Raw genomic sequence first — 12,417 nt, forward strand, 5'->3', positions numbered from 1 at the left:
GGCGGCGCGGCGTCGCTCGCGGCAGCGCTGGGGGCGTTCGGGGTCGTGACGGTCGAGGTAACGCTGGTACTGGTGTTGGCGGCTGCTTCCTTCATCCCGCCGCGTCTCGTCCCGATGCGACGCAGCGACCGGCGCTATGCTACAGCATGCGCTGGACGGTGCGATCGCGCACGATCAGCAGATGATACATCGCTCCTGCGACATGCAATGCAATCACCGCCAGAAGGACGATCGCAACGGTGCCGTGAACGTCTCCCAGCCAGAGACCCAGGCGGGATCCCGTGGTAGAAAGGGGCGGCAGCGGAATGGCACCGAACAGCCTGACCGGCCAGCCGCGCGCCGACGCGTTGGCCCAGCCGAGAAACGGGAGTGCAAGGAGCAGCGTGTAGAGCAGCACATGCGTTCCCCGCGATAGTCTTTTCAGCGGCACGGATAGCGTATCGGGCGCCGCGGGTTCGCGGTGCGTCAGGCGCCAGACCAGGCGAAGCAGCATTACTGCCAGAATTGCCGCGCCAAACGACAGATGCCAACCGATCAACCCGACCGGTCGCATCCCGCCGTGAATATCAGGCATGCTCCAGGCGATCGTGAATTGCACGATAAGCAGCATCACAACGATCCAGTGCAGCAGCCGTGCCACCAGACCGTAGCGCCCGGAACCTGCGGTATCAGTCATTGCCATAGTCCGGTGTAGCCCCCGTGACGGCTTGAACGCTCGGCGCCAGCGGCGGTTCGGTGCGCGCAGAGGGTATTGGAGGGGACAGCGGGAGTTTCCTGCGCGTCGATCGCTTCTCACCGCGGATATGATCGATTTCTGCCTGCCGTCGCGTGAGGTAAAAGTTTCGCGATGTCCTGTAGGGATCAGGCACGCCATCATGGAGTTCGTGCAGCTGGTCGTCGAATTCGGCACGATGATCGAGCGTGCTGAGCACGCCGACGGGTATCGAGAACGCCAGTGTGTTGAACGGACTGCCCACAGCCACCGGCAGGACGAAGCGGTCTAGCATACCGCCCGCAAAGTCGCGCAGCGTCGTCGGTCCGATCAGCGGCACGTACAGGAACGCGCCGTTCTTGATGCCGTAAAACCCGAAGGTGTCGGCAAATCCGTTGGGCCGGCGGGGTAACCTGAACGGCTTCCGTTTGGCGATGTCGAGGATGCCGCCAATCCCGACGGTACTGTTGAGCGCGAAACGACCGAGCGTCTCGGCGGCCTTGCCCGGCTTGAGTTGCAGGAGATAGTTTATGAAAACGTCGGGTTCGTGAAGATTGTATAGGACGTTGCGCAGCCCGCTGCGGACCGGCGAGGGAAGGACTTTCTTGTAGGCCATGGCAACCGGCCCGACGAACGCGCGGTCCACGGCCTGGGTCGCGTCGAACGCTTTGACGTTAATGGTCGCCAGCGGATCGGGCGCGAGCGCCTTTTTACCCGTCACGATGATGTCGCTTTGTTCCCCGATGCTGCGGGGGCCGAACGTGTCTCCCGAAGAGTCCGCAGACCGGGTTCCTTGCAATCCGCTCACCGGGTTCAAGATGAAGGTCGAAGTCAGTGAAGGCATCACGCTCGTGTCATCTTCAAGCCCCGCAGTTCGGGCAGAGGCGACAGCCGGTTTTCCAACGGCCACCAGCAGGACCGCTGCGACCGAAATCTGCAACGGGGAGCGGCGACGATACTCGCAAGCCAGGCGGTGTTCCTGACGAGACGGCGCAAGCGACCAGCGTGGCCTTGTGGGGTTTTTCGGGTTCATGCCGAAAAGACGTCGCAGACGACGCTCGACCCCAGTCGCGTTTGACGCGCCCCGGGGGGGCAAGGCGAGATAATCGTAGCCAGAAGCATGGCGTGCAATCGGTTGAGCGATCGCCCGCTTAACCCTTCCGATCTTCGCACAAGGGGTTTCGAACGGCGATCGCCGCAATGACCCAAGGGCGAAAGCCAGGCAGATAAGCAACGCGCTTGACTGTCTGCATGCGGATTTGTGGCATCAATCCCTATTCGGAGCGTCGGAGCAGGTCGACCAAGTCCTGTTTCCAGAACCGAGCAGCGGTGTGCGTTCCGTGGCCGCGCGTGTCCGTCGTCTCGGGGATGAGGCGGAACCTGGCATCCCGCATGCGCAGTACCGCGCGCTGCGGATAATCGAGATTGTGCGGGTTGATGAAGTCGTCGGCCGAGTTCACCCAGGCAGTGGGCGCGGTGATCGCCTCGAGCCGCGGCCACGGGTCATAGGTGCGCGACGCGTCGACCTGGTAGATCAGGTCATTCGCGTCCGTTCCCGCGATCGACGCGGCCACCCGCTCGCGGGCAAACGCCTCGGCAGCCACTCGGCGCGGGTATTGCGCCTGAAAGTAAAGCGGGGCGGCGCCCGCGACGAAGAGCAGGCTGGCGGCAGTGCGAAGCCCTTGCGTGGGCGGCGAACGATATTCTCCACCCGCCCACGCCGGGTCCGCCTCGATCCCGTCGATCGCAAGCTTGCGCCACATGCGGTTGAGGCCAGCGATCTCGACCGGCTCGCAAGCCAGCGGCATCAGCGCCCGGGCGAAGTCGGGATGCGTTTCGCCCCATATTAGGCTGTGCATGCAACCCATCGACGTTCCCATGATGAGGCGCATCTGGCGGATGCCGAGGCCGTCGTGCAACAAACGGTATTGCGCTTCGACCATGTCGTCATAGTCGTAATGCGGGAAACGCATGTGCAGACCATCCGATGGTTTGGAAGACTTACCATGCCCAATGCCGTCGGGAAGGATGATCCAGTAGCGCGTTATGTCGAGCGGTTGCCCGGGTCCGTACAGCGCGTCGGCGAACTGTGGCGCGAGGAATTGGCGGCCGGTGCCGCCGGTGCCGTGCAGCACCATGACGGCGTTGTCGATTTCCCCCTTGGCGTTGCGGTGCGGCGATCCCAGCGTCGTGTAGTTGATGCGTAACACGGGCACGGTCTCGCCCGAGCGAAACCGGAAATCCCGTACCGTGAATATCGCATCGCGTGCAGGCCACCTGGAGACGGACGGTGCGGGTCTGCTCGCCGGCGTGAGCGGGGGCGGCTGTTGGGTTGCGGCCTGAAGAAGCAGAAGCGGGAGGAGAGACAGCATGCCGCATCGTCACGGCTGATCGCCGAGAGTGCAAGCGGGCATTTCGGACCGCCCTGCGCAATCCTCTCACGCGCAGGCAAAGGCATTACGATCAGGCCCCCGCTTTCTCAGCCTGTAAGTCTGCGTATCTACCAGCGACCGCTTCGGGAACGCGCCTTACGATGCGGCACTGGCTGAAAGTGGGTCGTCTTGGCCGGATCTTGGCCAAGGCAGGGCCCAGCAATGGCGCCGAGCGACCGTTGCGGCCTTGGACTGGCAGGAAATGAAGCAAGGCAGTCCTATGAGCTGTCCCCCAATCCGGGTCATGAAAGGGTATTTTCCACAACCTGGACCCCATCATGTTTCACTCTACCCTTGCAGAACATCGCATCGGGCTCGTTGCAGCCGCCTTTCTTGTTGCCGGCTGTTGCTCGGTCGCCGCTAATCAATCCTCTATCTCGCCAAGGCTTCCACTGTAAGGTTCAGCGCAGCCGCCGATCGAACACATTTTGCCGTATCAGGCGCGCTTTGGGCGACCACGGCCGGTTATCGCGATCGTCGGCATAAACGCGGGTACCGAACTCACCGACTATGTCATTCCGTACGGCATCTTGCAGCAGGCGGCCGTCGGCGAGGTGGTTGCCGTCGCGACCGGCGCGGGTATCATGACGATGCGTCCCGCGCTGCATATTCAGCCGCAGGCTTCGGTTGCCGAGTTCGACAGGCGCTTTCCCGAGGACGCGGATTATATCGTGGTGCCGGCGGTGGTGCGGCACGATGATCCCGCGCTGCTGTCCTGGGTGAGGCAGCAGGCAGCAAAGGGCGGCACGCTCGTCAGCATCTGCGACGGTGCGTTGGTGCTTGCCAGCAGCGGCGTGCTCGACGGGCATCGCGCGACCGCGCATTGGGCAACCGCTGGCTATCGTCGCAAGACCTATCCCCCGGGTGCGTTGGGTCGACGACCGTCGCTATGTCGCCGATGGACGGATCGTTTCCAGTGCGGGGATCAGTGCGGCGGTTCCGACATCGCTGGCTTTGGTCGAAGCAATCGCCGGTCGCCACCGCGCCGCGGCGGTCGCAGCCATGATCGGCGCACCCGACTGGAACGCGGCCCACGACAGTCACCGGTTTTCTCCCAAGTTCGGCCGCAATCTTGCAGCCTTTGCGGCCACCGAATACTTCAATGGCTGGTTTCATCATCCCCAGTCGATCGGCGTCACCCTTTCGCCGGGAGTAGATGAGATAGCGGTCGCCTTCACAGCAGATGCATACGCGCGAACGGGCCGGGCAAAGGCCTATGCATTTACGCGAAACCCGGCTCCGGTCACGACCCTGCACGGCCTGATCCTGCTGCCCGGTCGTACCGATCCGAATGCACTCACGCGCATCGTCACGCCTGAGTCGAAGACATCGGCGTTCACGCTCGATCGTGTTCTCGCCGAGATTGCGCGTCGTTACGGCAGGCGGACTGCCTATGGCGTGGCACTCGGCTTTGAGTATCCAGATTATCATGGTTGAAAAACACATCGTCTCACCTGCGCCGTCACATACCCTGCGCGTGGTTCTGCTTGCCCATGACGGGATGAACCTGCTCGACCTTGGCTGACTGGAAGACATGCGCTCGGCACGGTGTTTTTAGGACTGCACATCCGCAGCCGAGAGGGTTGCTGAGTAAGCACGGTCCCGTTTCCTCTTCCGCTCGAGGGCAAATTCTGACGCTGCAGCCGCAAGCGGACATGCAAAGCCTTTGTAGTCGATTGTCTCGAGCCGGCTTCGGGCGGTGTAACTGCGGATGTGAAAACGATCAGCGGTACGCGCCCCTCCGCCCTTCTGCCGTCGCCGGAGAAACGATGATCTCCTGTTCGTAGGCCAACGGATTGCGCAACCAATCGTCCAGATCGGTTTGGCGCCAACCTATGCAGCGGGTGCGCGTGCCTGCGACGCCGATGTATCTCGACGCGTTGCTCGCCGACGAGCCGATCACCGGCGGCCTCGAGCCGCGCCTCTGCCCTGCCTGCCGGTAGTAGATTGCGCCTTGCTGCAGCAGCGCTTCCGATCTCGCCCGCCCGTTGACGACGCGCTCCACGCTGCTGTCGCGCAGGCATGGAAAACTCCGGTAGAGGAAGTCGCATAACGATCCCCCCGCGGGAACGGGCTCACGCGAATAGTGCAGAGTGCATCCGTAATCTTGAGAGACAAGCGGGACGACGGCTGGCTCAAGGCTAGCGGCACGCGGAGTACGGACCGGTACCCGCTCTCGTTGTGCCAGCCAGGCGGGGCAGTTTTGTAGAGATGAACGAACGTCCGAACGTGGGAAACTTAGAAGCCGCCGCGAGCGTCAGAAATTGGGTCAAATCGACGTCACGGTTGCAACCACGTCAGCGCGTCGAACTCGCGTGCGAATTGGACGCGGGCGGCTCGTTCATACACCCTTTGGCCGCCGGCGCCGTTCGTCAGCACCACCAAGCCGGCGCCGCTGGCGAGATCGAGAACGAACAAGTTGGCGACGCCGTCGTTGGCACCCCAGTGCCACGCGAAGCGCTCCGAGCCTAAATGTTCGAGTCCCCACCCCAAGCCCCAGGAGAGACCGGCTTCGACTGTCACGGTCGGCGTGTTCATGTCCGGGTAGCGTTGAGTGAAGCTGAGAAATCGGGCGTAGTCGCCAGCAGTCGTCCACAGTCCCGCCGCCATGTTTGGGGTCATGAAGACGGGCAAGGCCGGCTTGCCAAGCGCTTTGGCCGCTGCAATCCGATCGCCCTGTGTCCACGTTTCAACTGGTCGCCGGGGCCCGGCGTCCCGGCTCGCCTGGAACTTGGCGGGACCCGCGTCCGCCATTAGTTCGCCGCCAGCATCATGGGCCCATGCCACCATAGGTGTTTGCCCGGCTGCCCAGCCGTACCTGCTTCGCGTCATCCCTGCCGGCGTCAGCACTCGGGAGCGGACGACCTCAGCTGCGGTCTGCCCGGTTATCGCCTCGGCAAGCCGCGCGAGCAAGGTGTAGCCCTCCCCGGAATAACGAAAGTCGGAGCCAGGCCTGAACCCGCTCACAAGATCGCTGTTCGCTTCGGTTCGCCAGTTCGGCAGACCACTGGAATGCGACAGCAGATGACGCGGCGTTATAGTCCGGGTCGCGGCATCTGGGGTGAAATCGACGTGGCTAGCAATCGGTTCGTCGAGGTCGATACGGCGATCGCGGACGAGGTCGTGAATAGCAGCGGCCAGGACCGGCTTTGACAGGGAAGCGGCTTCGAACAGCGTCTCCGTGGTCGCCCTTACCTCGCCGGCTTTGGCGTATCCTTCGGCAAAGCTCATCGGCTTAGCGCCGCCGTCGAACACGGCCCAGCTTGCCCCCGGTACGGAAGCAAGCGCCATCCATGATCGAAGTTGCACCGCTGGATGCTTCCGGCTCTCGGCCAGCGTCGGCATGGCAGTAGCGCAGGCAGCGCCTGCGGTCCCGACCAAGATTGTCCTGCGTGTCGGGTTCATTGGGGAATTCGCAGGAACGTCATGATGCAACCGATCACATGGTGTATTACGTCGACACTACGGTCGGCGTCGCTATTTGCAATCTTCTTTCTTGCCGATGACATACGCTGCATTGATCACCCGGCGCTCGCTTCACCCATCAGCCTCCAAGTCGCTCCAACATTATCGTTGAGATGCTATGAATGAACGTCCGCTTCTAAGTAGCGGCTGTGTCACCTCGAACGACCGAATATGGGTCAAATTGCGCCGGACCAAGTAGAACGCATCTTCGAACCGTTCTTCACGACCAAGGGCGTAGGTCAAGGGACGGGGCTGGGACTAAGCCAGGTGTTCGGCTTTGCCAAACAGTCCGATGGCGATATCCTTGTCGAGAGCCGGGTCGGGTCCGGAACGACGTTCACACTGTATCTCCCGCGCGCCGAGGAAGAGATCAAAGCGCTTGCCGGACCGGAGCATGATACGCTGACCGACGGTCATGGCACCTGTTTCCTCGTCGTTGAAGATAACAAGGAGGTCGGGACGTTCACGACCCAATCGCTGGCAGAACTGGGATATGTCACGGTGTGGGCCGCGGACTCTCAGGAGGCCTTGGCGGAACTCGACACGAACGCATCGCGCTTCAACATCGTGTTTTCCGACGTGGTGATGCCCGGCATGAACGGCATAGAGCTTGGGAAGGCCATTCGCGCGCGATATCCGGACCTGCCGGTTGTCCTGACGTCAGGCTATAGCAATGTCCTCGCGCAGGACGGCACCCACGGGTTCGAGCTGTTGCACATGCCATATTCGGTCGAGCAACTCTCGCGCATTTTGCGAAAGGTCGCGGGGTAAGCGTATACGTCGCCCGGTAGCGCGGTTCAGCGTCCCCGCGGCCAGAAGCGGTCGTGGATGTGAACCAGACGTTTCTGGTCGGCCGCACTGGTCAGCGCAAGCTCGGCGCGCGCCAGTGCGTCATGCGCTTCGGCTCTGCAATCGGCCGTTGCCTCGATTGCTATCGCCTGCAGGGCTGCCAACGATTTCTGTAGCCGAATGCCGACCTCGATCACGCCTGCGCCATCGCGGGCAATGGGGCGGTAGAGGTCTTCGATCAGGTCGGGGAAGGCGAATGGCGGCATATCGATCCCAGCGGGTGTTGCCGCTACTGCGTCGGGGTCATGCCGCAGCAAGGCCGCGAGGACGCGCGTTCCCGCTTCGATGACGGCGATTGCCGTCCCGGGATCGTTGACCGCAGGCGACAGCGCGCGCGACGCAATCTCCGACAGGACGACTAGGCCAAAGCGGGGATCATGATCAAAAGCGCGGCTGTGCGCCACCGTGAAGGCCGCCCGGATACGACCGAGCTGTCGCGCATCGGGTGTCCCCATCGTCCACGCGAGCACGCGTGCTGGATCGACCAGCGTTCCCGGCAAGGCTGCCAGGGTGATAGTCGCACCCAATTCGGCCGCGACTGTGGCGAGTTCGGAGGCATCGATATGCGTCACACGGCCGATCCGGTCATGCCGGACGGTCGTTGCGCCGTCTGGCACAACAAGCCGCGCGCGCGGGCCGAAGCGCGGTCGCTGCGCCATCGCGCGGACCGCTTGAGTTGCGGCGCGCTCGACACGATCGATCGTATCCGAGACGCGGCCGAAACGCGCGATATGTTCGATCCAGCGCAGGAAAGTGACGACGATGATGACGATCACCAGGATCGTGCCGATGTAGAGGATGGCCCGCCCGGTATCGCCATAGATGCCGGTGGACAGGGCGATGATGCCGACGATCGCGAACAGGAAGCTGCCGAGAAACGTCGCCAGCGCGTTCTGTGCGGTGCTGTCGTCAATCAGCAACTGTACCGCCCGTGGCGTGAGCGTGCTGGTCGCGCCCGAATAGGCTGATACCATGGTGCTGAGCGAGAAGGTGGTTACTGCGAGCATGCTCGAGGCGAGGATGCCGAGGATATTGTCGACCGACTTGGCCCCGATCGTCGTGGCAACGTCGTAGGAAATGGTGTGGCCAATCAGCGCACCCGCGAGCGCAAGCGCGACCGCGAACAGGCAGAACAGCGCGGCGCGGAACCACATCCGCCGGGTGAGCAGGCGGATAACCCATTGCCATCGTTTCATTGACTGTTCCTTCGATCGCACGGGTCAGCTTAGAGAACGCGACCCGATCGACGCCAGGACGAAGGTCGGAAACGCTGCTACCGACTCCGACGTCCAACGCTGCGCCGCCGGGCGCACAGTCTCAGTTCACTAGGACATGGACGTGGTGGCAGGCGGTGCAGAGATACCCTGCGAAATTCCACATCGTATCCGGTCGCTCGGGCTGCGCCTGTCCCGTATCGTCGAACGCGCGGACGACCAGATGCTGGTGGCCCTTGGCGAGCGTGGCATCGAGCGACCAGCGGACCCAACCCCATTGCGCAGCGGGATCGTCCCGCAGACCGGCCTGCTGCCAGTCCCTGCCGCCATTCAGCGACACCTCGACCCGGGAGACGGCGCGACCATAAGCGACGGCATAGCCCGCGATCGTCCGAACGCCATCGGTCAAGGTCTCGCCGAGCCGCGGCGTGCAGATCGCTGCATTGAGCGGCATCGCTTCGATCGTCAGGCCGGTGCCCCAGTCAGCGTCCGCCTTGGCGACGCTCGCCGGGAACAGCTTGTAATCCCGTGCCTGGATTGGCGCCTCCGAGGGAGTGTCGCGAACGTCGATACGGGTGAGCCACTTGGCACTGCGGACCCCGGCATATCCCGGCACGATCAGGCGCAGGGGCGCGCCGTGTTCCGGTGTCAGCGGCTCGCCGTTCATCGCCCAGGCTAGGATGACGTCGGGATCGCGCGCCTTGTCCATGCCTATCGACACACCGTATCGCGCGACCTCGCCATCGACGTCGACGTCATCGGCCCCGGTGAAACCGACGTGCAAGGCTGGATCCGACGCTGCTCCGACCGCAGCCAGAACATCGGCCAGACGGACGCCCGTCCATTCAGCGTTCCCGACCGCGCCGACATCCCACGGGTCACCGGAGGTCTTGGCAACCTGTTGCAGATCGGTTCGCCGGTTCCCCGCGCATTGCAAAACCGCGGTGACGGTGCGGGCCGGAAACTCCTGTCCGAGCTGGGTCACGGTGAAGGATCGTGCTGCGATCCCGATCCCGGCAATCGCGATAGCGTGATCGCTGGGGAGGTTCGGTACCGCGCCGTGGCTACGGACGTAAAACAGGCTTTGCGGAGTCAGGAACTGTGCGATCAGCGCCGCCGCGTCAGGCTCGGCGTTATAAGGTTCGCTGCTGCGCACGATCATCGTCTTGGTCATCCATCACAAACGCGGCTGTCGCAATTTCGAGCCTTCAAACCGATCCTGTTTGCGACGGGATCGGCGAGAGCCTCTCCCTATCGCTGCACCTGAATTACGGCTCCAGGCGTCATCGAATCACTTTCTGCGATGACAAGATGCCGCCGCATATCGCTCTTGGCATCGCTAACGACCTGGCGCAGCGGTCCGACCGTGTTGGCGATCGCGGCGCCTGCCGGGTTGGTCACGAACCTGACGAGCGGTTCGATCGGACCGCCGCTGTCCGATACGGGCCACGTGATCGTTCCAGTCTGTTTCAACAGAGCGATCATACATCATGCAAGCTGTCTGTCTCCGCTTCCCAAATTCGGCCGTTTTGGCTGGAGGATGAATACATGAACAAATGGCCGGTTTTGGGAAGCGGCGGGGTCGTCGTCAATGTCGTATTGTGGGTCTTACCAGACTTTAAACGACCCGGCGGCTAGAGGTGAGCTACGGCATTTGCCATGTAGCGTCTGATAGTCCCACCACGGGCATTCGGCGCGAAGGGGCGCCATCGTCGCATCCGTGATTTTGCCGGCGGTCGCCAGCTTCTCTAGTCTCATTCCAGAACGCCGCAGCAGCGCCGCGACCTCGATCGTTTCCGCGTAATCGGTCACTGCCCGGTGAGGCTTGGGAGGCGCGGGTTTCGCAACGGGCCTTGAGCCCCTGCCCCGCCGGTATGCTGGCGCGCGACGCGGTACAGCCAGTGTCCTCACCCGCCCGGTCAGGTCGAAATAAGCACGGTCGACCGACAGCATCCCGCCTTACATCGTCACGCCTTCGAAACCAGTTCGACATCTGAGCGTCATTCAGCGCGATCGCTCGGTAATTTCTTCGACCAGCTGGGTTCAGCGGTCGAGCCAGCTAGAGTCGCTTTGCAGCAGTTATCGGCGCGGATGTTGGCGTTGATCGTGGTCGACATCAATCGGTCGAGCGCCCGCCCGAGCAGCTAAGAGGCGCGTCCGGTTGTCGGCCGCCCGATCGCGCGAAGCAAGTCGTAGGACATCGGATGAAGCGTGCGCGGCGTCTTTGACGCGCGTCGCGTCATGTCAGCAAGCAAGCTCGCACGATAGATTATGATATAGGCATCCAAGATCGTCGCCATGCCTTAATCGGGATTACGCAAGACGTGGACCCAAAGTTTGCCGTCCGGGCTCTTGCAATCGATCCGCTTGATACGCTTCGACGTGGCTAGGCTTTAGAACGGGCGTTCCATCATCTAGCGCTGATCACGCGGCAGCAGGTTGGCGAGATAGGGTAGGAGCAGGTCGAACTGCGCGAACAGGCTCTGACGGTCGGCGCGCGTCATACGGTCGAACTGCTTGTGTTTCCCCCGGGAAACACGCTTGCTGTTTGAGCCCGCGGCCTTCGGCCTCCAGATTAGCGAGCGCCTGGCGCAGCGCGTCGACCAGATCGGGGTCCCGGCACCCGACCCGGCGTGGAGCTAGATTGTCACGCCTTGCCGGGTTGCTCGACAGGACACTGAGCCCGGGGCGGCGATGCAGAGTGGTCCAGGTGAACGGGCGCGCGGTGTCGGCGGGATCGTTCGGCGGGTCGAGCAACCGCCAAAGGCCCCCCGCTGCGGGGTAAGGCCTCTCGATTGCCCCGGGCGGCCTTTTCGCGTGTGAGCTCGCGCGTCGTACCCTGAATCGCCAGGGTCCGCGCTGCGCGCCTCGATCCCGAGCGGGTCGAGCAGATCTGCGGGAAAGTCGCGCAAATTCTCTGTGATGATCGTCTGCGCCTGCGTCTTGAGCGCGGCCGCCACCACATGCGCGTCGTCCGGATCGGGCAACCCGTCGGCAAGTGGGAGATAGCGCGCATAGTCGGTGACCATCGCATCCTCGAACGCGGTCTGCATCGCCTGGCGCGCGCGGGCGGCCCGGCCGGCATGGTCCGCCAGCCCCTTGCGCTCGGCCATCGTGTCGATCGCGGCTTGCGTCTCGTCGAGGATCCGGTCCGACCAGCGCAACCGGAAGAATTCGGCCTCGGCGAGCGACAGCAGCAGGTTGCGCCGCATCACGCTTGCCAGCGAGCAGGCGTCGACCAGAGCGCTGTAGCGGTTGGCGAACATCGCGCGCGGACCTGCTACAGCAGGTCCGCATCCTCGGCCGCGAGCGCATCGAGCGCTTCGCTTCGGCCTGCATCGCGCTGCGCCTTGTACGCGAAGATGTCCTGCGCCCGGATCCGGCGGTGCCGCCCGACCCGGTGATGCGGGATCGGCCCGCGCTCGAGCAGGCTGATCAGATGCGGGCGCGACACGTTGAGCAGATCCGCCGCCTGTTGCGTGGTGAGCAATTCGCCGATCGGCACGAAGGTCACCGCATGCCCGCTGCCGATGTGGCGCAGCATTTCCATCAGCAGCTCGGACATGCCCGGGGTCAGCGTGATCTCGGTCGGGGTACGCCCACCCGCTTCCATCACGCGAAGCGTCGCATCGCCGGTCGCGGTCGCCGCGATTACGCTGCGCAGCTGGTTCGCGACATGCCGGTCGGCAATCGAGGGCAAACGCCCGCCGAGCGGTTCTGCGAAGGCAGGGAGGGTCATCGTCGG

The 12,417-nt window shown here is 63.3% G+C and carries 14 protein-coding genes and 1 pseudogene; 3 read left to right on the top strand and 12 right to left on the bottom strand.

Going from position 1 to position 12,417, the window contains the following annotated elements; all coding sequences use genetic code 11:
- Positions 1-139: 139 nt before the first annotated feature.
- From L8G49_RS09370 to L8G49_RS09380, 3 genes are all read right to left on the bottom strand, one after another.
- A complete protein-coding gene (locus L8G49_RS09370) occupies positions 140-640 on the bottom strand; it encodes a cytochrome b/b6 domain-containing protein (protein WP_242184667.1) in 501 nt (166 codons plus the stop codon).
- 28 nt (positions 641-668) lie between these two features.
- Positions 669-1,652 (bottom strand): VacJ family lipoprotein, encoded by a 984-nt coding sequence (locus L8G49_RS09375; protein ID WP_242184669.1) that lies wholly within the window; start codon positions 1,650-1,652, stop codon positions 669-671.
- 334 nt (positions 1,653-1,986) lie between these two features.
- On the bottom strand, positions 1,987-3,084 hold the full coding sequence (locus tag L8G49_RS09380) for an alpha/beta fold hydrolase (protein WP_242184679.1): 1,098 nt from the start codon (positions 3,082-3,084) through the stop codon (positions 1,987-1,989).
- 590 nt (positions 3,085-3,674) lie between these two features.
- On the opposite strand from L8G49_RS09380, the pseudogene L8G49_RS21100 reads away from it, so the two are divergent.
- Together L8G49_RS21100 and L8G49_RS21105 are read left to right on the top strand one after the other, a co-directional pair.
- A pseudogene (locus tag L8G49_RS21100) lies at positions 3,675-3,920 on the top strand (transcriptional regulator); the annotation flags it as partial.
- Positions 3,921-4,008: 88 nt separating this feature from the next.
- A complete protein-coding gene (locus L8G49_RS21105; protein ID WP_242184896.1) occupies positions 4,009-4,581 on the top strand; it encodes a hypothetical protein in 573 nt (190 codons plus the stop codon).
- Between the two features lie 286 nt (positions 4,582-4,867).
- On the opposite strand, the gene L8G49_RS09395 is transcribed toward L8G49_RS21105, so the two are convergent.
- Both L8G49_RS09395 and L8G49_RS09400 read right to left on the bottom strand, forming a co-directional pair.
- Positions 4,868-5,149 carry a hypothetical protein gene (locus L8G49_RS09395; RefSeq protein WP_242184687.1) on the bottom strand — a complete coding sequence of 94 codons (282 nt, stop codon included), beginning with the start codon at positions 5,147-5,149 and terminating at the stop codon, positions 4,868-4,870.
- Positions 5,150-5,424: 275 nt separating this feature from the next.
- Entirely contained in the window at positions 5,425-6,489 is a 1,065-nt protein-coding gene (locus L8G49_RS09400) for a serine hydrolase domain-containing protein (RefSeq protein ID WP_242184688.1), read from the bottom strand.
- A 291-nt stretch (positions 6,490-6,780) separates the two neighbouring features.
- Here L8G49_RS09400 and L8G49_RS09405 point away from each other — a divergent pair, with 291 nt between their 5' ends.
- A complete protein-coding gene (locus L8G49_RS09405; protein ID WP_242184690.1) occupies positions 6,781-7,380 on the top strand; it encodes a response regulator in 600 nt (199 codons plus the stop codon).
- 26 nt (positions 7,381-7,406) lie between these two features.
- On the opposite strand, the gene L8G49_RS09410 is transcribed toward L8G49_RS09405, so the two are convergent.
- From L8G49_RS09410 to L8G49_RS09435, 7 genes are all read right to left on the bottom strand, one after another.
- On the bottom strand, positions 7,407-8,654 hold the full coding sequence (locus tag L8G49_RS09410; protein WP_242184692.1) for a DUF2254 domain-containing protein: 1,248 nt from the start codon (positions 8,652-8,654) through the stop codon (positions 7,407-7,409).
- A 121-nt stretch (positions 8,655-8,775) separates the two neighbouring features.
- On the bottom strand, positions 8,776-9,846 hold the full coding sequence (locus L8G49_RS09415; RefSeq protein WP_242184707.1) for a molybdopterin-dependent oxidoreductase: 1,071 nt from the start codon (positions 9,844-9,846) through the stop codon (positions 8,776-8,778).
- Between the two features lie 77 nt (positions 9,847-9,923).
- Complete coding sequence (locus tag L8G49_RS09420) at positions 9,924-10,145, bottom strand: hypothetical protein (RefSeq protein WP_242184708.1); 222 nt, start codon at positions 10,143-10,145, stop codon at positions 9,924-9,926.
- Between the two features lie 135 nt (positions 10,146-10,280).
- Positions 10,281-10,484, bottom strand: a complete 204-nt coding sequence (locus tag L8G49_RS21110) for a hypothetical protein (RefSeq protein WP_347272051.1) — start codon at positions 10,482-10,484, stop codon at positions 10,281-10,283.
- 332 nt (positions 10,485-10,816) lie between these two features.
- Entirely contained in the window at positions 10,817-10,972 is a 156-nt protein-coding gene (locus tag L8G49_RS21115) for a replication initiator protein A (protein WP_347272052.1), read from the bottom strand.
- 339 nt (positions 10,973-11,311) lie between these two features.
- Positions 11,312-11,938: a PIN domain-containing protein gene (locus tag L8G49_RS09430; RefSeq protein ID WP_242184710.1), complete on the bottom strand. Its 627-nt coding sequence runs from the start codon at positions 11,936-11,938 to the stop codon at positions 11,312-11,314.
- Positions 11,939-11,952: 14 nt separating this feature from the next.
- Entirely contained in the window at positions 11,953-12,411 is a 459-nt protein-coding gene (locus tag L8G49_RS09435) for a helix-turn-helix domain-containing protein (RefSeq protein WP_242184719.1), read from the bottom strand.
- Between the last annotated feature and the right edge of the window lie 6 nt (positions 12,412-12,417).

It is taken from the genome of Sphingomonas sp. CARO-RG-8B-R24-01, from assembly GCF_022662295.1.
In the GTDB taxonomy this organism is placed as follows: domain Bacteria; phylum Pseudomonadota; class Alphaproteobacteria; order Sphingomonadales; family Sphingomonadaceae; genus Sphingomonas.